The organism is Anaerocaecibacter muris, assembly GCF_943192945.1.
Taxonomy (GTDB): Bacteria; Bacillota; Clostridia; order Christensenellales; family Pumilibacteraceae; genus Anaerocaecibacter; species Anaerocaecibacter muris.
This window is the reverse complement of the sequence record NZ_CALPCE010000001.1, coordinates 300,529-322,781: the sequence shown is the minus strand read 5'-3', so window position 1 is coordinate 322,781 and position 22,253 is coordinate 300,529. Positions and strand designations below refer to the sequence as shown.

At 44.6% G+C, this 22,253-nt stretch carries 12 protein-coding genes; 1 reads left to right on the top strand and 11 read right to left on the bottom strand.

What is annotated here, in order from left to right; translation table 11 throughout:
• Positions 1 to 92: 92 nt before the first annotated feature.
• Together NFR57_RS01170 and NFR57_RS01165 are read right to left on the bottom strand one after the other, a co-directional pair.
• On the bottom strand, positions 93 to 11,162 hold the full coding sequence (locus NFR57_RS01170) for a leucine-rich repeat protein (RefSeq protein WP_251182003.1): 11,070 nt from the start codon (positions 11,160 to 11,162) through the stop codon (positions 93 to 95).
• A 249-nt stretch (positions 11,163 to 11,411) separates the two neighbouring features.
• On the bottom strand, positions 11,412 to 12,029 hold the full coding sequence (locus NFR57_RS01165) for a sugar O-acetyltransferase (protein ID WP_251182002.1): 618 nt from the start codon (positions 12,027 to 12,029) through the stop codon (positions 11,412 to 11,414).
• Between the two features lie 163 nt (positions 12,030 to 12,192).
• Here NFR57_RS01165 and NFR57_RS01160 point away from each other — a divergent pair, with 163 nt between their 5' ends.
• A complete protein-coding gene (locus NFR57_RS01160) occupies positions 12,193 to 12,699 on the top strand; it encodes a DNA-deoxyinosine glycosylase (RefSeq protein ID WP_251182001.1) in 507 nt (168 codons plus the stop codon).
• A gap of 89 nt (positions 12,700 to 12,788) precedes the next feature.
• On the opposite strand, the gene NFR57_RS01155 is transcribed toward NFR57_RS01160, so the two are convergent.
• The 9 genes from NFR57_RS01155 to NFR57_RS01120 form a co-directional block, all read right to left on the bottom strand.
• Complete coding sequence (locus NFR57_RS01155; protein ID WP_251182000.1) at positions 12,789 to 13,625, bottom strand: Mrp/NBP35 family ATP-binding protein; 837 nt, start codon at positions 13,623 to 13,625, stop codon at positions 12,789 to 12,791.
• Positions 13,612 to 15,114 (bottom strand): O-antigen ligase family protein, encoded by a 1,503-nt coding sequence (locus NFR57_RS01150; protein WP_251181999.1) that lies wholly within the window; start codon positions 15,112 to 15,114, stop codon positions 13,612 to 13,614. The genes NFR57_RS01155 and NFR57_RS01150 overlap by 14 nt, the downstream gene beginning before the upstream one ends.
• A gap of 88 nt (positions 15,115 to 15,202) precedes the next feature.
• Positions 15,203 to 16,270, bottom strand: a complete 1,068-nt coding sequence (locus NFR57_RS01145) for an alpha/beta hydrolase (protein ID WP_251181998.1) — start codon at positions 16,268 to 16,270, stop codon at positions 15,203 to 15,205.
• Between the two features lie 86 nt (positions 16,271 to 16,356).
• Positions 16,357 to 16,482, bottom strand: coding sequence for a P-loop NTPase family protein (locus NFR57_RS08690; RefSeq protein WP_275557160.1), 126 nt, complete (start codon positions 16,480 to 16,482; stop codon positions 16,357 to 16,359).
• A gap of 91 nt (positions 16,483 to 16,573) precedes the next feature.
• Complete coding sequence (locus tag NFR57_RS01140) at positions 16,574 to 16,846, bottom strand: hypothetical protein (RefSeq protein ID WP_251181997.1); 273 nt, start codon at positions 16,844 to 16,846, stop codon at positions 16,574 to 16,576.
• A 5-nt stretch (positions 16,847 to 16,851) separates the two neighbouring features.
• A complete protein-coding gene (locus NFR57_RS01135) occupies positions 16,852 to 17,763 on the bottom strand; it encodes an ABC transporter ATP-binding protein (RefSeq protein ID WP_338022258.1) in 912 nt (303 codons plus the stop codon).
• A 359-nt stretch (positions 17,764 to 18,122) separates the two neighbouring features.
• Positions 18,123 to 19,892: an ABC transporter ATP-binding protein gene (locus NFR57_RS08805; RefSeq protein WP_420840759.1), complete on the bottom strand. Its 1,770-nt coding sequence runs from the start codon at positions 19,890 to 19,892 to the stop codon at positions 18,123 to 18,125.
• 7 nt (positions 19,893 to 19,899) lie between these two features.
• Positions 19,900 to 21,240, bottom strand: coding sequence for an ABC transporter permease (locus NFR57_RS01125; protein ID WP_251181995.1), 1,341 nt, complete (start codon positions 21,238 to 21,240; stop codon positions 19,900 to 19,902).
• A gap of 13 nt (positions 21,241 to 21,253) precedes the next feature.
• Entirely contained in the window at positions 21,254 to 22,249 is a 996-nt protein-coding gene (locus NFR57_RS01120) for an ABC transporter permease (RefSeq protein WP_251181994.1), read from the bottom strand.
• Between the last annotated feature and the right edge of the window lie 4 nt (positions 22,250 to 22,253).

The following is a 22,253-nucleotide window of genomic DNA, read 5'->3' as shown; positions in this document are numbered from 1 at the left end:
CAAAAAAATGCGATAATTCGGCAATTTCGCAACTCTTGATAACGAAATTGCCGAACTATCCATGTTCAAATTGTTAACGTACTATGCGGACATTATGCCGCTAACGACTGTTCAGGCAGACTGTAATCCCACACAACGGTAGCACCGCTGCTCCAACCGGATACCCAACCATCGGGTCGCGCAATATTACCGACCACATATATTCTTTGATTAGCCGTCCAGCCGACAAACGCGTCAGCCTCTATAACATCGATACCCTCATAAAGAACAACATCGGTCAATACCGTACAGCCCTCGAATGCATTTCTCATTATTTTTGTCAATGTGGTAGGTATAGTAATGTGCGTAAGCGAAGTACAGTTAAGAAACGCGCTTGCGTAAATCCATTCTACACCTTCCGGAATATCGATGCTTGTAAGCGAAATACACCCCTCAAACGAATTTGATCTGACGTTTTTCAATGTGCTTGGAAGAGTAACCGACTTCAACTTCTCGCAATCCATAAACAAGTTAGGAGCAACAGCTAAAACACCTTCGGGAACATCGAAATTCTCTATTGCGGTATTCTTAAGCGCATGCGTACCCAGGTAATAATATTGGTTTTCGTTCTTTACATTGTTAACATGATTAGGCGCGTTGAATACTTTTAGATTTACACATTCGGCAAAAGCGTAATTGCCTACCGATACGTTACAAGTTTCAGGTATTGTGAACGTTGTGAAACCCGCACCGTAAAAAGCATACGGACCGATAGATTTAACCTCGTTTGACCAGTTTGTTACGGATGTGAGCTTGGGATCGCAAGCGAATGTATAATCAGCCAATGTTTCGCTCGTGATAGTTGTGCTTGATGACATTTGAGCATCGAGTTTTCTGCCGTTAAAATTGACTGACTGCAACTCCGACATCATGCCGAAAGCACCGACGCTACCGATTGTAGTATAACCGCCGCCTTTTTTCAATGTAAGCACTTCATCGCTCGCCTCGAACTCCACAGAGCTAATCGCTGTTCCGGAAAAAGCGGATTTGCCTATAAACGTTACGCTCGAAGGAACAGTAAGCATGCCGTACAAACCGGATGAACGGAAAGCCCCCTCTCCTATGTTATCAAGTGTATTCGGCAAAGTTATGTTTGTAAGCGCCGTACAACCCTCGAACGTATTTGCGGGAATTACTGTCAAGTTGCTCGGCAAAGTCACGGAAGTAAGACTCGTGCAATTTTTAAACATAGACGTCCATTTTATTACAGGCATATCATTAGGGAACGTAACTGTTTTTAAGTTCTCACATTCCGTAAACATAGTGCTTGCCGCGGACGTAATAGTCGCCCACTCGTTCGGTATTACAAAGCTCTCCAATCCCGACTTCGCAAATATAGAATTTTGAAGAGCCGTTACGGATTGGGAAATATTTTTGACTTCTTTCAATTTTGTACTGCCGACAAACATAAATCCGGGCATTGAGTTGTTTTTAAAAGGTCTTTGATTAAAATCGACCGACACCAACTCTTCCATATATCCGAAAGCATTTGCACTGCCGACTACAGTCAAGCTCCCGCCACTTACCATAGCTAATGTTGTATCGCTTTTTTCGAATATAACCGAAGAAATATCAGTTCCTGCAAAAGGAGCATTTTTAATATCGGTTACGCTTGCGGGAATAGTCAACGAACCTGTCAAACCGCTATTATAAAAAGCCAATTTTCCGATTTCGATAAGCGTGCTCGGCAATTTAATGTTTTTAAGATTTACGCAGTCTTCAAACGCATTTGCGCCTATATGCGTAATACCTTCGGCAAGCACAACGGAAGTTAAATCGGTATTGCCTTTAAATGCATCAGCAGCTATCTTATTTGTGCTCGATGTAATTATAACAGCGCCTGTGGAATCGACTTTATAACCGCTGTACGTAAAATCGGCTATATCCGATATATTTTTGTTGTTAAACTTATCACAACCGTTAAAAGCAGTCAATGACATTACTATTTTATCGGGAGCGGTAATTCCCTCTAAATTCTCACAATACCGGAAAGCATTATCGGCAAGCACGCAGTCGTTGCCCAACACGGTCTTTTCGGCAACAGTCAAAGCATCGCAATATCCAAACGCACTATACCCAACCGAAATCTTGCAATTTATATCAATCTCGGCAAGATTTTGACAGTTTTGGAAAGTATATTGCGCAATCTCGACTTCGCTCTCGCCTGTTTTGTGAATTGTGAGTTTTGTTATCTTTCCGCCGAAGAACGCACCCTGTCTGATTTCAACCGTTTCTTCGGGCAAAACGAATTCCACAGCCTTGCCCGTAGCAAAGAAGTACAACACAGATTTATCGCTATTGTAAACGCCGTCTTCAAACGAAATAAAAGTTTCGTTTTCCGCCGCCACCGTAACGGAAGCAAGCGCAACACAGCTTGCAAACGGACTTAATCCTATTGTTGTTACGGTAGAAGGAATTTCGACAGCTGTAAGTTTAACACATGACGTGAACGCGTCGTTACCGATTTCATTCAACACTCCGTCTTCAAATACGATAGACGACAAATTGCCGCAATTACGGAATGCCGAAGCTCCTATAACCTTGACGTTATCGCCTACTACAAGGTTTACGACACCGGTGTTTGCAAACGAATACGAACCAATCGTAACGTTAGTCGCCGTACCGTAATTTATATCGGTCAATGCAGTGCAACCGTAAAAAGAATAATTACCGACGGTCGTAGCGCTACCGAGATTAATATTTTTAAGCGAAGTGCAACCGTAGAACGTATAGTTGCCGGTGTTACTTAAATGATCGGGCAATACAACGGAAGTCAGCGCAGTGCAACCGTTAAACGCGCCCTCATTGCTATTCAAGCCGTTTACAAAAGCAATGCTTAATGAACGACTTTCAAAAGTCAATCCCGTCAATTTTGTGCACTTTACAAAAGCCGTTTTTTCTATAGATTTTACGGAAGCCGTAATCTCTATGTCGGTTAACCCGCTTTCAGCGAAACTATAATTATCGATATTGGTAAGGCTGTCAGGTAAAATAACAGTAAAGCCCTTACCGTCAACAACCGACACATCTAATCCCGATTGATAGAACATATACATACCGAGATAATTATCTTTAGAAGCTTTTATTTTTCGCTTGCTCATATCTACGGTTTTTAACAAGGGACATTGAGCAAAAACACCTGCGCAAACGTCTTTACTATCTACGCTACCGTTGACTATCTGCAAAATATTGCTACCGTCGAGCAACTTAACCGTTTCTATACCGGTTTGAGCAAAAGCCGCCTTATTTATAATAGTTACGCTACCAGGGATTATTATGCCAGAGGTATTGGAATCTCCAGAAACAAGAAAATCTTTTAACGCAGTGCACCCGTAAAAAGCATATTGATCTATGGTTTTTAATGCGTCGGAGACATTAATCACTTGTTCCAAAGCTGTGCAATTATAAAACGTGTATTTACCAAGCACATTAACAGCCGACGCCGCTGTTCCGCTCTTGATTGTACGTCCGCCAAAATCAACCTTTTCCAATAAAGTACAACCGTTAAATACACCGCCCGTGCTTTTAGAACCCGCTTCTATAACAACATTCTCGCCCTCCGCAAATCTTACTTCCTTGATTTTTGTACCCAAGAAAGCGTCTTGCCCGATAAAATAAACCGAAGACGGAATATTTAGCGTACTTAATACGGTTTGAGGATCTGCCGCGCCGGTAATATCGCCCAACGCAGTATTAAAGAACGACGACTGCCCTATATATTTTAAGTTAGTCGGCAGTCCCACTACAGCATTTACAGATTCGGAAGTACCGGATCCGTTCCAATACTTAACAGTCGTAAGCGATTCACAATTTTTGAAAGCGCATTTACCGAGAGATAACAAACTATACGGCAATATCACAGATTCGAGAGCGGAACAATTTTGGAAAATATAAGAATTACCATCTTCATCACTGACGCCTGTATCCAAATAAACAAAGTACTCTAAATTACTTCCCCTTGCAAACTCTACCGTTTTTAGATTTAAGCAATTTTCAAATGCATTTACTCCGATACGTTCGACATTAGCCGGAATAACAATACTTGTTATTCCGCAGTTGTAGAATGCTTGTTTTGAAATATACTTAAGAGTATTTGGCAACGTAATGGATTGAAGCGCTGTGCAATTTGAAAAAACAGCGCCGTACGCCAAAGAGTTATTGTTAATTTCCTCCGTCGATGTGTTATAAGCAACACCCAAGCGCTCTAACCCGTCAGGTAACGTTACAGTACGCAGTTTAGAGCAATTCGCAAACATAAGCGCTTCCATTACCTGCATTTCACAACCGCTTTCAAACGTAACTTCTTCCAAATTCAGACAATTATAGAACGTAAACCGTCCAACGCTGACTGTACGCTTGGGGAAATTAACTCTTTTAAGCGACTCGCAACTTCTAAAGACATGAGAATTGCCAAGAAGGCTACTTGCCGAAGGAGTGCTGGGATAAGAGGATGTATTATTTTTTCTGTTTGTAATGCCTACCGTCAAAGATTGAGCAATAGGAATATTGTTTCCATCCTCGTCGGTATGAATAACACTGTCCGATTCAAACTCTACTTCTTCAAGCGCATAACAATTTAAGAATGCCTGTTCGCCGATCTTGCTCACAGTATTGGGAATAAAAACTTTTTTAATAAACTTATTGCCAGCAAAAGCTCCCGTTGCGATTTCTTCTATACCGTAAGGAACGGTGTACGTTTCGTCACGTTTTCCGACGGGATACATCAATAGCGTAGTTTTATCTTTGCTATAAATTACGCCGCCGTCTATTGCGTCGAAATTGATCCCACCGCCTTCCGGCATTTGAATAACCGCCTTGCAACCGTTAAACGCATTATCGAATACTTTTAAATTTCTCGATAACGTTACGGTATTAAGTTTACGGCAACTCTCAAATATAAACTCGCCCAACGTTTCCACGGAATTGGGTATGACAAAACTCGTTATCCCCGTACCATAGAACGCTTTCGTCATAATCGTTTTTAATTTACACGCTTCGTCTACTTCGTATATTGTATTACCGTTTATATCTTTTAACTCATTACCGCTGTCATCAACTTTTGCCGCGCCGTTACCAAACCGCAAGTTAATGAGCGCCGACGTCTTGGTCTTGTTCATTTCAAACGCAGATTCGCTTATTACTTCCAAGTTCGCCGGGAATTCAATATATTGCAAATTTTGACATTTGGAAAATGCTTGCATCCGAATTTCTTTCAATCGGCTATCGGCATCGAACGTAACTTTCTTTAATGAATTACATTCCGCAAAAGCCTGATTGCCGATAGAAACGACTCTCGACGGGAAGTTAATTTCTTCTACGCCGGTACAATTAAATATCGAACCCTGTAAACCGGTGGTAGTATTCGTTCCGTTCCCGATGCGGAGATCTGCGGTTCCGCCATCTTCAAAAACAAAATTCTTTATTTTCTTGTAAAAACCGGCTCCGCCTAATGACGGTGTTTTGCCTTGAAACAGCATATCGTTAATTAACGTGCAATCGTTAGCAACCGTTACGGTATCGCCGATTGCAAACGGCACATAAACAAGATTAACCCCGTCGCTTTCTGTTCTTACGGTATCCACATAAGCGTCTGTTTCTTCGTCGTAAACGTATTCGCTATATGTAAATTCTCCCAATTTGTATACCAAACCGTTTGCGTCTGACTTATAATATTTTCCGCCGTCTTCGATATGTACGGCAGACAAATTCTCGCACATAGCAAAAGCTGTATAAATTGTTTTGTTAAATCCTGTCTGTACGGCTCCGGACCAAAAGGATTCGCCCAAAGCGCTTGCATCTTTACCGTTTTTATCTTTAGCGTCTTGCAACCGTTTAGGCAAGTTAATTTCCGTCAAATTAGTGCAACCGTAAAAAGCATTGTGGCCCAAACTTAACGGATCACCGTCACCCGGCTCAAATATTACGTCATGAAGCGCCACACACCCGTAAAAAGCTCTATCGCCCACAGCTACAGGCTGTGCAGTACTGCCGGACTGCCAAGTTAAATCATTAGATACAGTAGAAGGAATATATACCGTTTGCAAGTTGACGCAATTTTCAAAGCAAGATTCGGATATTCTATCAAGACCGCTCGGCAAAATAACTTCTGTTAAGCTGGAGCAACCGTACATTGCAAAAGATCCGATCGCAATATCGGCGCGAACAATATGTTCTTCGTTTTCGTCTAACGGGGTGTTGTCAAAAGCAATGATTGCTAAATCTGTACAGCCGCTAAAAGCATACGTGCCGATTACTTTGACAGTATAAGGTATATTGATATTTTTCAACGACGTACATTTCTCATACGCCCGCTCGCCTATCTCCGTCAAGCCTACGCGTAAATTTATGTTAATCAATCCACCGCAGTTAGCAAAAGCAGAATTTCCGATTGTATAAGGATTAGCAACGGTTTGCGTTTGATCGCCCTCTGCTACAACCGAACTTTGCTCGGCAAAGTAAACGCGAGTTACCGCGCTACAATTCAAAAACGCCTCGTCGCCTATTTTCGTTACAGTATACGGGATATAAATCAAATTGGGAATTTCCGAACTTCCCTCAAATTGAGTTAAATCGGATTTGATAATTTTATTTAGCGTCGCACAATCCTTGAACGCACGCTCACCGATAGAAGTAATATCTCCGTTGATGTATACGGTGTTTAAAAGTTTGCAACCGTTAAACAAATCGTCGGATATTATGTCAACGCGCGACGGAACGGTGATCGTAGAAAGATTTGTGCAACCGTAAAATGCGCCTGCACATATTTCCAACGCTTTATTTCCGTCTGCAATAATTACTTCCGAAAGGTTGGTGCAACCGTAAAACGCTTCGGCGCCGATATATGTAACGTTTTCGTGGATTGTTATGCCGGGTATATCCTTATTGTTTTTAAACAATCCGCCGCCTATTTTAGTAATACTCGACGGCAGTGTAAAACCGTCGGTTTTACCGGCAGGATAATAAATTATTATATCGAGAATGGCTTTACCGGTCTCGTCTAAAACAGGCGAACCTTTATCGTCCAATAAATTACCGAACAATACGCCGTCAAAAGTCGCATAACGTTCATTTTCCTCTGCAACTACAACTTCCCTTAATACTTTACAACCGCTGAATATACCGTCGCCTATTTTGATGACGTTTGCAGGAAAATACATAGTTTCCAATAACGTGCAGTTTCTAAAAACATTTTTTTCAAAACTCAAATCAACGCCGTTTTCTTCGTATTCAACTTCGTCAAACTGCGAACCCTCAAACGCACTTTCGTCGATTAAAGCGACGGTCTTGGGTATTTTCAAGTTCTTTAAATTACCGTTGGCAAAAGCATATTTGCCTATATGCGTAAGCATACAACCGGGTTCAAATACTACCGATTTATATTTTGCGGCATGAGCTACAACATCCGAACCGAAAGCACGATCGCCAATCGTAATTGCAGAGGCGGCATTACCTTTAAAAATAACCGATAGTCCGCCGTTAGCCAAAGCTCCGCCGCACGGATTAAAGCTGGACGTGCTTCCGCTTGGAATAACGCCATTATAGCCGGAGAAAGCCCCGTCCTGTATGGACATTACCCAGTTAGGGATAATTACCGTATGTATATAAGTACAACCGGAAAACGCTCTCTTCCCAATAGAAAATATCCCTTGCGGAATTGTAAATACATTATCGACTTCGTCAACTGTTTCACCTGTAAGCGCACGCGGAACATATAACAAAGTCGAATTTACATCGTTAGCGCAGAATAATCCGTCAATGTCTTTATAATCCGGATTACCTTGTTCAACAGTAATCGATTTAAGTTTAGTCGTGCCGTAAAACAAATCGCAGTAATAATCTATTTTTTCATTGGTTATAACATTTTCTGTTTTTTTATCGGCTATAAAAATTTTATGCGACGGGAAATGGATAGACTCTATCGACGACGCTAAATCAAAAGCGCCTTTGAAAATAGTTACGCCTCTGGGAGCAGGCTCTCCTTCTTTGGCAGATAAAAATACTATATTCTTTATTTTGGTGCTGGAAAAAGCATTGGAGTCTATTCTGCTTACGGACGCAGGTATATTCAAAGTGTCCAATGGAGAATAATAAAACGCACGTTCGCCTATATCGGTAACTCTGTCAGAGATTGTGTATTCGCCTGTTTTTGCGCAGGGAAAAAACCATAACTGAACTGCCGAAGTTGTTTCGTTATTGTAATATATAACTCCGTCTGCATCGGACCAAAACACAGGCGCGCGAATTCCCGCAACATCGTAAACATGAATTTCTTTGACGGTTTCCGCCGCGCTTCTGAAAGTTTCGGGAGCTATTGTATCGATAGTAGCCGGAATATTTATTACTTCGAGATTGGGATATTTGGTTTTTGTAAATACGTCTTTGGACAACTGCGTCACGGGATAAGCGACGACGTCGCCGGAACCCTGATATTTTTCGGGCACGGTTATACTGCGGACGGCGCCACTTCCGTTCTTACCTGCTTTAGCCATGTAATAATATCCGGCATCCCCGCCCTCAATTTTTTCGTATTGGAGCGCGGCGATCCAACGCGCATAAACTGTTCTGTTGCCGTCATAACGCCATGCCGCAGAGCTCTCTCCGTATACGTCGGTAAGCATTATGCCGTCGCCTGACGCGGTAGTGCACCAACCGCCGAATATGGTCGTTGCGTCTAATGTTGTTGTAGGCATCGGCAATTTAAATTCTTTACCGTACTCTACCGTTACTTCTTTAATTCCGTCGCCACCGTTATTATAATCAAGCGTAACTTTATATTCTTTGGATTTCCAGTTGGCATACAACACAATATCGCCGACATCGACAAAAGTTTTATCGGTGTATCGCGCGCCATTGCCGTATGCGCCGCCGGGCGCATTATACCAACCGTCAAGCTCAAATCCAAGCTGTGTTACGGAACTGTTATCGGGAAGCGACACTTCGTCGCCGACGGCATAATATCGCGGAGCGCACGCGCCGTCTTCGGCCACAACCCCACCGCGAGTATCAAACGTCATGGCGTAAGCGCGCACACTCAAACTTACCCAATCGCTTGTGTTGGACTCTTCGCCGATAAAATACCTAACTTCTATTTTGTTTATACCGGATTGCGTAAGAACAACTTTTGCACAGTTGGACCCGTCGGTTATCTTTTGCACGCTACCGTTATCGCCGTTCACTCTCACGTGGTAACCGCTTACGCCCACAACATGACGCCAAGACACGGTATTACGGCTATAAGACATTGTGCTGTATAACGCCAAACAACGCGCGTCTACTTGATCGCTCCAAATCGACGATACGCTTTCGCTTCCGTTTTCCATAACGGCTTTAACGCGTATCATATAGTCCTTGCCTTGTTCCAAAGAAAAATCTTCCAATTCAGATAAATCAAGTTCGTTCGTTTCGGTCAAATATTCCGTATCGGAAATATTAACGCTATATTTTATATTTTCTCCGGATACAGGCGTCCAACGCAATTTATTGCCTACAATTTTTATATTGCGCGGCGTCGCAGGTATGTTTTTTTCAAAAGTTATTGATGTAGGTACAGGCGAGTTGTATCCCTTTGTTCGAGGATAAACATTTACGGTTATACCGCCCGACTTTTGCTCGCACTCTTTTACTGAATAGCTAGTTTTATTGCCTATATCAACAATTTTATGGTCATGATCGGAAATTCCGCAATTTACGGAAACGACGTAATTAGTCGCATACGGCACCGCCGCCCAAGAAACCGTTTGGGTTTGCGCGTCATAGTTCAATCCCGAAATTTTTTCGAGCGTTTTGTTGAAAACATGTTCTTCCGAAATAGACGACGCATATCCTTCGGCAACCGCCTCTACCTTGAATTTGATTCCGCCGTCTTGCATTGCACAGTTGGCAAAATTGAAATTGGTAGATTTACCGTTATCGAACGGCGCATGGTTATGTCCTTTATCGCCGCAATCGATATAAATCAAATACTTTTCTGCGTGCTCTACCTCGTTAAAAAGCAATGTTGACGGTTCTACAAAACTGAATAGCGATACTTTGGACAATGCCTTGTGTCTGTAATGTCTGACGGTTACGTCGGAATCGAATTCCGCAGAGGCAGACGACACGGCGGACACTTTAATCGTATAATCCCCGGGGTTCGTAAACCTTACGTTAATATTAGTCTCGGACGGATTTTGCGTTATTGTATCGAAACCGCTCGGACCGGTGACCTCTACACGGTACGAACTTGCACCGTTTATAGGCTCCCAACTGACATTGTTTTGATTAATATTTACTATCGGCGCGGGCAACTTCTGTCCTTCTGTCGCGCCCTGCCACAAGGCATATAAAGTGGTGCTTTCGGTAAATACGGTATCTGTCGTGACAACATAAGTTAGTTCGTCGCGCTTACCGCTCATGCTATACCACCAACCCTTAAACGTATAGTTATCACGTTCTGGCGTTTCTAAATCGTAAAGTTTACCGCTTACGGTAGTTTTACTTTCTATGCTCGGCGCGCCGTCATATTCGCCCGCATCGAATTTAATCGTATATTCGCTCTTTCCGTATTCTTTGCGCACCCATTGCGCATATAAAGTCGTGTCGGCAACAACAGGTTGCGTGCCAAACATAAACGGACTTTTGAAATTTTCGTCAATATACCATCCGACAAAAGTATACCCGTCACGCACGGGGTCTTCTGGTTTAGCCAACGTTTTTCCGTTTATAACCACATCGTCGTTTACGGAACTCCCCTCGTTGCTGTCATACTTAACCGTATAATCTATTCGACGCAAAAAACGCATATCGACATCGTTATAAGTCAATGTAACAATGCCGTTAGATTCGTCAAACACAGCCGAAAGTGTGCCTAAATCGGTGGAATTAAATATGATATTTATCTCGTCCTGTTTTTTGGAATATGTACCTGCGGAAAATTTGTTTTCCATGACAAGAGTTGCTTTATCCCCGCCGTAAAGCGACAATAAATATTCGCTGCCGCCGATGGAATCGTAATAATACACGCCCGTTTCCACGCCGTCTTTCTTTTGCGCTGGCACTTTATCATTTCCGCATGCAACGGCGACCGTTCCAACCAACGAAGTTACTCCGATTATGATACTCGATAACAGTTTTGTTCTTTTCATAAACTGCCTCCAAATTGTGCGCGTAAATATTCAAAAAACAAAAGGCACCGCAAATCACTTTGCGACGCCTTTGTCGATTTGAGTAATTATATCACACGTTTATTTCTTTTGTCAAGCGATTTCTATATATTTAAAATCCGCTTATGTCACATGTTAGACTAATTTTTACGTTCCGCTTATCCATTTTATGCGTATAAAACAAAAAACGTGTATTGTTGTAACATTTTATTTAATTCAATTTGCAATCAACTAAAACAAATCCTTTTTATAAATCAGTCGGTCTTGCTCGGTTATTTTGCGGACGACACGGCAAGGATTGCCGTATGCAAAACTGTTCGGCGGGATTTCGCCCGTTACGACCGAACCGGCGCCGATTACGCAACCCGCACCGATTTTTGCGCCGGCAAGCACGGTCACGTTGCCCGCAAGCCAACAATTGTCACCGATTGTTATCGGCGCGCCGTATTCTTTATCTGTTATACGTCCGTCGGCTTTTTTATATACGTTTCTATCCTCATGACAGAGCGGGTGTTTGGGCGTGAGTATCGATCCGTTGGGACCGATAAACACGTCGTCGCCTATCGTTACGGGGCATGTATCCAAAACCGTCAAATTGAAATTTGCAAAAAAGTTTTTGCCTACCGTCGTAAAAACGCCGTAATCGAAATATATGGGGCCTTGAAGATTGACTCCCTCTCCTTTATTGGGCAACAGCTTATCGAGAATTTCCGCGCGCTTGTCGGCTTCGTCGTCGAACGTATCGTTATAGAGCTTGCTCAATTTGTGCGCGTTGATTCTCAACTCGGCAAGTTCGCTGTCGGACGGATCGTATATTTTGCCGTCGAGCATTTTTTCTTTTTCGGTCATAACCTTCTCCGTTGTAGATTTACGCCTATTCTATCACATATCTGCCTATAAAGATAGCAAATTAACATAAGTTTTTTATTTATTATTCGACATTTTTCCCGAATAATGTTATAATGATAATGTGTTAAATTTGCCGCAAAACTCTCGGAGTATTTACCGTTATATGGACAACATACGCCACGCAAAACACGATATTGTCGCACCGTTAATAGACGAAAACAGCCGCATTCTTGTTCTCGGCTCCATGCTCTCGCCAAAATCCGCAGAGCGCAGATTTTATTATGCGCACCCGCAAAACAGGTTTTGGCGCGTGCTCGCCGCACTGTTCGATTGCGACTGCCCCGCCGATAGCGACGGGCGCGCGCGGCTCGCATTGTCGCACGGAGTTGCGTTGTGGGACGTCATAGAAAGTTGCGACATTGTAGGCGCGTCCGACAGCACGATAAAAAACGTCGAATTTAACGACATAGACACATTATTGACGCGTTACCCTAATGTTAAAAAGATTTACACAACGGGCGGCACGGCGAACAAACTTTTAATGAAATATAACAAAGTCGTCAATAATCCCGTAATAGCCGCCGCAGTTTCTTTGCCGTCTACAAGTCCGCAAAACTGCAAAACATCGTTACAAGAACTGATTGCCGCATACTCGATAATTATCGAATAGAAAAAGCCCGACTAGTGAAATACACATCCGTTAGTTTTGTCTAACTTTTGGGCGCATTTCATTTATCGAGCTTTTATTTTTTTATGCAATCAGTCAGTGTGCTTTGACACAGGCAAACCGCTTTCCAAAATATCGACGGCGGATGCGATATACTTCTTATCGCATTCGTCGATTTTGCCTTCGTCCGCCGCTTTTACAATGCCCTTATCGTAAGGGATTTCGGCAAGCAACGGCAAGCCGAATTTTTGCGAAACTTCCTTAACCGCTTTACCCGTGCCGAAAACGTCGATTCTATCGTTACAGTGCGGACACAGAACATAACTCATATTTTCCACAATGCCCAACACGGGAATTTTCATCATGTTAGCCATGTTGACCGCTTTTTCGACTATCATGGAAACAAGCTCTTGCGGCGTAGTTACGACTACTATGCCGTCGATTTTTATCGACTGAAATACAGTCAACGGCACGTCGCCCGTTCCCGGCGGACAATCGATAAACATATAATCAACGTCGCCCCAAATTACGTCCGTCCAAAACTGTTTAACCATGCCCGCTATTATAGGACCGCGCCAAACCACGGGATCGGTTTCGTGTTCGAGCAGCAGATTAGACGATACCAGTTTTATACCCGACTTCGCCTGTGCGGGAAATATCCCGGTGCCGTCGCCGTTAAGTCCGCCGTTTACGCCGAACATTTTAGGTATCGACGCGCCCGTAATATCCGCGTCCAGCACGGCACAGTTATAGCCTTTGCCGCGCATTGCCGACGCAAGCAACGCCGTTACAGACGATTTGCCGACCCCGCCCTTGCCGCTTACAACGGCTATAACGCGCTTAATGCGCGACAATTCGTGCGGCTGTTCCTGTTGCGGTGCGTCGCATTTTTCTTTACAACTCTCGCAGTTGTGGTTACACGCGCTCATTATTAAATTCCTCGCTATGATTTTCAGTGTTTGTTTCGCCGTCGCTCGAAATTTCGAGATTGACGGCGTTCAAATTTTTCTCAACCTGTTCAGCGGTAGTTTGCACCGCACTTTGTGATTTTATTTTCCTAACGTCGCACTCCATAAGCGCGAGCATTATTCCGTAATACAGCAAATGCGTCGGCGACGTCATGGCAATATCAAGCAATGCGTTACAAAGCATTGCAAGCATAGTCAAGGCGACAAACACTCGTTCGGAAGTCAGTTTTGCCGAAAACACGATCCGCACGGTTTTATATCTGTGATATAGATATGCGGCAAGCCCGACAACACCGCCGCAAAACAGATAAGTCAAAGGCGTACAGTGAAAAGAATAATACCAATGCGCGCCGTCGATACGCAAAAACCAAATTCCTATTCCGAATATGGGCGTTTTGCACCAAGCGTCAAATCCGCTCTTCCACAGATTAGTTCTTCCGCTTCCCGTTACGTTACCCGCAAAAAGTGCAGTTAGCTTATCGATAATATAATTTCTAAATACTATTGCTATAACAGCCACGGCAATCACGCACAAACCGAAAGTAATAAGATAACCTAATCTTCCGGATTTCTTTTTAAAACACAATGCAATCGATACTATGACCGTTCCCGGTAAGGCAACGACCAGCGAAGCACGCGAATACGTTACTATTACAACAAAAAGTTCCAATGCAACCAACAGCATAAATAAATATCCGTGCTTATAATTATAAACAAAATAAAAAGTTACGGGTATAGCCATTGTCACTATCGTCGCGCCCGTATTCGGACCGACATATCCGAGTTTCAGAAAATCCTTAACCGCGCTCATTTCAAAAATGAAATCGTTTCTGACGAATTGCTGTAAAAATCCGAGTGCGATTACCGCCGCGGCAGTGATTAACGTCCACGAAAAATAATCGACTGTTTTTTTACCTTCGTATATGCCGCAGTTAATCATAAGCGAATAAGGTAAAAAAGACGCAATAGCGATAGAAATAGCCGTACCGACGCCGCTAAACGTAAAAGTAGACGCACCGATACCGCCAATCAATAAAGCGCCCGACATCAACGACAACGACGCCGAAAAATAAGCTTTTTTAAAAATATATTTCCATTTTCCGTAATAAATTAAATTAAACAACAATGCCGTAATAATAATTGCAAGAGCTATACATAAAACAGAAATGCGCAACGGCGTATTATAATATCCCGTATCGGGTTTTGTTTCCTCGGACAAAACAAAGGCGCACATCATTAAAAAAGGTACAAGAACAAACGAATTTTTGCAAAACAGCAGTGCAGGAACAAGCAACACCGTCAATAACGCCGCGCCGACGACAGGTATATCCAAGGAGTGACAAAGCACGCACACCGAGCCTATCGCTATGATGTACCACACAGAATTGCAAAATTTATCCAAGCGAACGCCGACGGGGCTTTCCACTATTTTTCGGAACTTTTCTCTCATCTCGATTATTATACAACTTTAATAAAGCAAAAGCAAGCCTTTATCGCGGCGATTTATATGTTGTTGGCGATTTACACCGCGTTTCCGTTTACAGCTTGATTTTGTCCGCAGCAAGACGCTTTGCAAAAGACATCATCAACTCGTTAGCGACCGACGCGTCCTCGCCCGTCCACGTAAGCGAAAAACAGTGATTTGACGTAGAGTGCCGAGCGACGTAATGTTCGCAATACACGCCGACGGAATCAAGCGCGGCGAGCATTTTATTCCCCTGTCCTTTACAAAAAGTATCGTTATCCGAATAAATCAAAAAAGTCGGCGGATAGTCGGCGGACACAAATTCAATCGGCACGCAATAGTCTTTATGTTCATAGCTCTCGAAGTCCGAACTCCGCACGCCCGTCAGGCTCAAAATAACGCCGTCAGCAATGTCGAACGGATATTTGGTATCGATAACGGTCTGCATATCGTATACGCCGCAATTATACAGCGCGCCGAAAATACGGAACTTGGGCGCGCAACCGAACACCTCTTTTAATTTATCATTGCAATTAAATGCGGAAAGCATAGCCGCATAATATCCGCCGGCGCTGTCGCCGTCCACGAAAATTTTACCGATGTCTATGTTGTATTTTTCGGCATTGTCGTAAATATAATTTGCCGCGGTGACAATGTGAATAAGCGGCTCCGGAAAAGTAAAGTCCGGCGCAAGCCCGTAATTTATGCAAAAAACAGCAAATCCGTTTAGTGCGAAATACTGCGCTCTGCCTCTCCTGTATTTTTTATCGCCCGCAATAAATCCGCCGCCGTGAATAAGAATTACGGCAGGCAATTTCCCACCCGTTTTTTTCCTGTAAAAATCGAATTTGCACACCTCGGCGTGCGCTTCGTCGTAAACAATATCTTTTATGCAGTGTATAGACTTTGCGTTATCTTTGTCCACATACGGGCAAGAATTTTGCGCTTTTTTAAAAAGCACGTCAATCGCTCGAAACAACAACTTCGCATTGCGAACGGTGCGTTTGCGCTTCCATTTTTCCAAACTCGAAAGTTCCTTTTGGTCTTGTTTTGTCAAGCTCGAAATTTCGCCGTTGATGTACTCGGCGGTATTATTGCATTGTGTAGCGCCGTCGCGCATTTTTTCGGTGTCTTTATCCATAAAACTTGTTCTTCCTTTTTAGTATTTTACAATAATTCGACAATATTGTCAAGACCTTTGCCCTGCCGACTGTAATTGAGAAAATTTTAAACACAAAACAATTTATCCAAATGAACAACGGGCAAGCCGAACCGCTCGCCCATTTCGCGCGCCAAAGTCGATTTACCCGAACCGCTGTTGCCTACTATGATAACTCTGTTGTAAGGAAACATTCGCCGCCCCTTGCTTTATCGTATTATAATCGATATTAAATAAAATCTTAACAAAACAATCGGCGCGACAAAGCGCGCCGACAATAAACTTTTAATTAACGAACCAACCGTTAAGCCAACAAACTATTATACCAATCGTAAGCCCGAAACCTATAAGCACAGCCAAAATTCTGGGCGCGTAAGCGGCAAACCATGCCTTCACCATTGCCCAAGTTTCCTTGCGCGTGGGCTTATCCTCCTCGCTAACCTTTTTGTTCTTATCGGCGTGAGGCTGATACCACGGCATACCGTCCACGTTCATGTTTACGATAGTTCTGCCGTCGTCGTCATCATAATGTTTTTTCTTTTTGTTCTTTCCGAACATTTTTTTTAATCCTGCGGATATAAGTGGCAAGCGCACATGTGCCCGTCGCCGTAATCCTTGAATTTAGGCTCGACGTGCTTGCAAATTTCCATACAGCGCGAACAGCGCGTGTGAAATTTACAACCCTCGGGCGGGTGCGCCGGACTGGGAATATCGCCGTGCAATACAATGCGATTGCCTTTGTAGTGCGGATCGGGCACAGGCACGGCAGACAGCAAAGCGTGAGTGTAAGGGTGCATAGGCTTATCGAAAATATCGCGTTTACTGCCCAACTCGACAAAACTGCCGAGATACATAACGCCCACTCTGTCCGAAATATGCTGAACAACGCTCAAATCGTGCGATATAAACAGGTACGTAAGGTTCATATCGCGTTGAAGCTCTTTCAACAGGTTAATGACCTGCGCTTGTATCGACACGTCAAGCGCGGACACAGGCTCGTCGCAAACTACAAACTTGGGCTTGACGGCAAGCGCGCGCGCTATGCAAATACGCTGACGCTGACCGCCCGAAAACTCGTGCGGATAACGGTCGAAGTAAAAGTCTTGCAGTCCGCACTTGCGCATTATATCTATGACGTAATCGCGGTATTCGCTTTTAGGCACTATTTTATGCACTTTGACCGCTTCGCCTATAATTTCCCCTACGGGACTACGCGGCGGCAGACTGCTGTACGGATCCTGAAATATTATTTGCATTTTCGTGCGGAACTTGCGCATTTCGCTCGATTTAAGTCGAGTAATATCGGTTCCCTCGAAAATAACGTTGCCTTCCGTTATAGGGTGCAAGCGTAAAACGCTTCTGCCCATAGTACTCTTACCGCAACCGCTTTCGCCGACTATGCCCAGCGTTTCGCCGTAAGTCATATTAAAACTGACTCCGTTCACGGCTTTTACAAAAGTTTTTTCGCGCACTATCTTATGCGTGTACTTTTGAGTTTTGTTCGCTTCGCTCTGTACGTCAACGACCTTGGGTTCTTGCTCGACCGCGTTCAATTCCGCTGTCGGTTCTTCGATACCCTGTTCCGCTGTCGCATCGGCTCGCGACGTTTCGTCGCTATTCGTATTTTCAGAAGTTTCGCCGACGTCCGGCACTAATTGCTTTACTATTTTCCACTCTTTTTTAGTGAGAAAATACTTTTTTAAATTCCTTACTTCGAGAATAATATTGCCGTTATCTTGTGCGTCGGGCGTTTCCGAAACAACTGCATTATCGCCGTTTTCAGGCGTATCGACTGTATTCTCCGCCGTTTCGGGAGTATATAATTCTTCTGACATTATTTATTCTCCTTTGCGCTCGGTTTTGCCGTCGATTTTTTTGCCGCGGGTTTCTTTGCCGATGTAGATTTACTTGCCGCAGTGCCCGTCTTTTTTGCAACGGAAGCCGTTTTAGCCGCGCCTCCGTTTATATCTTTTTTAGTCGCGGGCTTTTTTGTCGCCGTCTTCTTTTTCGCGTTTGACGCGTCTGTTGCGGTCGTATCGGATTTTGCCGATTTTGACTTTGCTGTTGCCGTCGATTTCGATTTTTTGGCCTTCACCGATTTTTCGGCTTGCTCCGCGACGGGTTCGCTTTGCGGCGCAGGTTCTTCGGCAATCGGTTCGGCGACTTCCTCAACAGTTTGACTGCTTGCCGCGCGCTCCGCTTCGGCTTTTTTCTTCGACTCAATTTCCGCCATTTTTTCTTTAGCCAAATAGCACGACACGCTGTGCGTGGGCGTTACTTGAACAAGCGGCGGATACTCGCCTTCACAGCACTCTTTACACTCCTCGCAACGGTCTTTAAAATAGCAGTATTTGGGCATATCAATCGGATTAGGCACCTGACCTTTTATGCTGTACAGCCAATCCGTATCCTTGTTGATAACGGGCTTGCTTTTTTGAAGTCCTATCGTATAAGGGTGCAACGGCATATCGAAAATGTCCTCGACAGTGCCTTTTTCTATTACGCGTCCCGCATACATAACGACAACGTAATCCGCCATGCCCGCAATAACGCCCAAATCGTGCGTAATAAGCATGATAGACCCGTTGATTTTGTCTTTGATTTCTTTGAGCAAGTCCAAAACTTGGGCTTGTATTGTCACGTCGAGCGCGGTGGTCGGCTCGTCCGCTACTATCAATTTGGGATTGCAAGCGAGCGCCATGGCAATCATAACGCGCTGACGCATACCGCCCGACAACTCGTGCGGATAGCTTTTGTAAACAATGTCGGGCATAGCTATGCCGACAAGCCCCAACATTTCGAGCGTGCGCTTTTTTGCAAGCGCTTTATCCGCCCCAGGGGTGTGGAGCAAAACGACTTCGTCCAACTGATTGCCTATCGTGAACAGCGGATTAAGGCTGGTCATCGGCTCTTGGAAGATCATTGCGATTTCCTTGCCGCGAATACGCCGCATCGCATTTGTAGGCATTTTTGTAATGTCGAAAACTTTATCTTCGAGCTCGAACGCGGGAAAACCGTTGCCGTCCAACGCCTGAACGTTTTTCATTACGGGTTTGCCGTCTTTATCAAGTACGGGATTGCCCTTTTTATCGAGCACGGGTTCGGTCTTGATAACGCGCTCGCCGTTTACTTCCTCATACTCCCAAACGGGAATAGGCTTGCCGTTTTCGTCGGACTTATAGTCCTGCGTGTTAAACCGAATAGACCCGTTGACTATCTGTCCCTGCGGAGCTTGAACAAGTTGCATGACGGACAGCGACGTTACAGATTTTCCGCAACCGCTCTCGCCGACAACGCCGACGACCGAACTTTTTGGAATATCGAACGACACGCCGTCTACTGCCTTGGACACGCCCGCATCGGTAAAGAAATACGTGCAAAGATTGTCTATTTCCAAAATATTAGACGGGTCGCGCATTTGGGTAACGTATTCGCTTTCGCTCGCTTTGCGCAATTTTTTCTTTTCGTACATGCGCGTCGTCTTGCGATTTTCGCGCGATATTCTGCGCGCTTCCTTGCCCGAAATATAATGCGGATCGTCTTTATGCGTGAAGTGTCTGTACCAAGCCTTTACACGCGCGATTATAGGTTTTTTTTCTGCCATGCGACACCTACCTCTTCATCTTCGGGTCGAGCGCGTCGCGCAATCCGTCGCCGATAAAGTTGAACGCAACAACCGCCATTATTATTATCAAGCCCGCGGGCAACCAGTCCAAAATATAGAATTCCATAATTTCGGTGTGTTGCGTCGCAAGGCTGACCATTTGTCCGAGCGAAGCGAGCGTGTTCGGAACACCCAAGCCCAAAAAGCTCAACGACGCCTCGGTCAAGATTGTTCCGCCCAGTCCGAGCGTCATGGACACAATCAACTGCGGCATGACATTTGGAATAAGGTGCTTGAATATTTTTCTGCCCGAACTGAAACCGAGCGCGTCGGCGGCGACCATATATTCCTGTTCGCGCAAGAACAGAATTTGACCGCGAACAAGTCGCGCCGTCCCCGGCCAGCTCAACAACGTAAGCACGCCCATCATGAAATAAATTCGGAACGATTCGTCAATGCCCGTCGTGTACATAAATCCGTCGAATATCGCGCCGATAATCAGCAGTATGGGCAAAGACGGTATACAGTTGAGTATATCGACTATACGCATTATAATCATGTCTACCCACCCGCCGAAGTATCCTGCGAGTCCGCCCAATATAATTCCGAGCACGGTATAAATCAATACGACCAAAAAGCTCAACAAAAGCGACAACCGTCCGCCGTACATAAGCCGAACTAATATATCGTACCCGCTTCTGTCCGTTCCGAGAACATGCAACGCACGCGTGCCGTCTTTTCTTATTCCGTATGTGCCCGCAGGCGCATGCGCGTTCAACTCCTGCGGTTGGTTGAAGTCTATAACGTAATATGTATATTTTTTATCTTCGTTTGTAGGGTCGTTCGGATCGTTCGCCGTATAGGATATGTTGTTGTACTGAATACGTTGAGCGGGCGATCTGTCCACCTCGCTCTCGCCCCACGGTACAAAAACAGGTCCGAGGAACGAAAACAATAGTACTGCCAAAAATACCGCCAAACCTATAACGGACAGTTTGGATCTGAAAAAACGTTTTACAACGAGTTTCATGGGCGATACAACGCGCACTCTATCCGCTAACGCTTCTTCTGCTTTTTTTTGCTCGCCTTCAATCGGTCTGTTTATCGGATCGCTGTCAAGCGCGACCGAATTTGCAACGGCAGTTGTTTCCTGCTCCAAAACCGCTTCCGCCACCGTCGAATCCGATACGGATGCGGACGGGTTTTCGGTGACGTTCAAATCGGGTGCAACTGTATTATCGCCGTTTACCGTATTTGCGTCAGGCATCACGTCGGGAGTAGCGGCGTTTTCGACAATGTCGTCGGGAACGTTGCGCTCCTCCGTAATTTTTTGAATTTTCTTTGCCATTTGTTTAATCCGCCTATTTCGATATCTTAATGCGCGGATCAACCAGCATATAGGTTATATCCGAAAGTAGCGTGCCTATTACCGTGAGTATGGCAATAAACATATTGTAGCCCATGACGAACGGAATATCGCCCGACTTCAATGCGGCGTAAGCATAACTGCCTATTCCGTCGAGCGCGAAAACCTGTTCCAAAATCATCATACCGCCGAACAGACTGGGAATAATGCCGGCAGTCATTGTTACGATAGGAACCATTGTGTTGCGGAATACATGTTTGTATACGACTTTGTTTTCCGAAAGACCTTTCGCGCGCGCGGTACGAATATAGTCCTGATTAAGCACTTCCAACGTATTTGTGCGGGTATGCCGCATAAGTCCGCCGATGGAGCCTATAACTATCGTAATCATAGGCAAAACCATGTGGTAAAGCATATCCAAAAGTCGCTCGCCGCCGCTCACGTCGCCGCCCGTCAATTCGTACAAGCCCTGCGACGGGAACCAGCCCAAACCTACCGCAAACACGCGTATAAGTAATATCGCAAGGAAGAACGACGGCAACGAAATACCGACCATGGCGAATACAGACGTGGCGTAGTCAACCGCTCCGTACTGCCTTGTCGCCGCCTTTATTCCGAGCGGAATAGCTATTACAAACTGCAATATATACGCTATGATAGCTACGGAAAAGGAAACCCACATGTGGTCGGCGATGGCTTCGCCAACCGGCACGCCGTACAAGAACGACGTACCGAGATCGCCCGAAAGCGCGGCGGTAAGCCAGCCCCAGTAGCCCGCCATTATTCCGCCGAACGAATTATCCAAAAGCCCGTACAGCGCCTTAATGCGGTCTACTTCCTCTTGTTTGATCGTACCGTCGGCAAGCTGTGCTCTGAACTTTTCGTCTATGTAGTTGCTGGGCAACAAACGCATGAGCAAGTACAGCAACAACGATACGGCAAACAGTATGAGTATCGAGTACAATACCCTTTTTAGAATATACTTAACCATTTAT

Bases quoted from the DNA above. Each gene is read 5' to 3' on its own strand.
- NFR57_RS01120 (WP_251181994.1), bottom strand. From the start codon at position 22,249: ATGGTTAAGTATATTCTAAAAAGGGTATTGTACTCGATACTCATACTG.
- NFR57_RS01160 (WP_251182001.1), top strand. From the start codon at position 12,193: ATGGACAACATACGCCACGCAAAACACGATATTGTCGCACCGTTAATA.
- NFR57_RS01165 (WP_251182002.1), bottom strand. From the start codon at position 12,029: ATGACCGAAAAAGAAAAAATGCTCGACGGCAAAATATACGATCCGTCC.
- NFR57_RS01170 (WP_251182003.1), bottom strand. From the start codon at position 11,162: ATGAAAAGAACAAAACTGTTATCGAGTATCATAATCGGAGTAACTTCG.
- NFR57_RS01125 (WP_251181995.1), bottom strand. From the start codon at position 21,240: ATGGCAAAGAAAATTCAAAAAATTACGGAGGAGCGCAACGTTCCCGAC.
- NFR57_RS01140 (WP_251181997.1), bottom strand. From the start codon at position 16,846: ATGTTCGGAAAGAACAAAAAGAAAAAACATTATGATGACGACGACGGC.
- NFR57_RS08690 (WP_275557160.1), bottom strand. From the start codon at position 16,482: ATGTTTCCTTACAACAGAGTTATCATAGTAGGCAACAGCGGTTCGGGT.
- NFR57_RS01155 (WP_251182000.1), bottom strand. From the start codon at position 13,625: ATGAGCGCGTGTAACCACAACTGCGAGAGTTGTAAAGAAAAATGCGAC.
- NFR57_RS01150 (WP_251181999.1), bottom strand. From the start codon at position 15,114: ATGAGAGAAAAGTTCCGAAAAATAGTGGAAAGCCCCGTCGGCGTTCGC.
- NFR57_RS01145 (WP_251181998.1), bottom strand. From the start codon at position 16,270: ATGGATAAAGACACCGAAAAAATGCGCGACGGCGCTACACAATGCAAT.
- NFR57_RS08805 (WP_420840759.1), bottom strand. From the start codon at position 19,892: ATGGCAGAAAAAAAACCTATAATCGCGCGTGTAAAGGCTTGGTACAGA.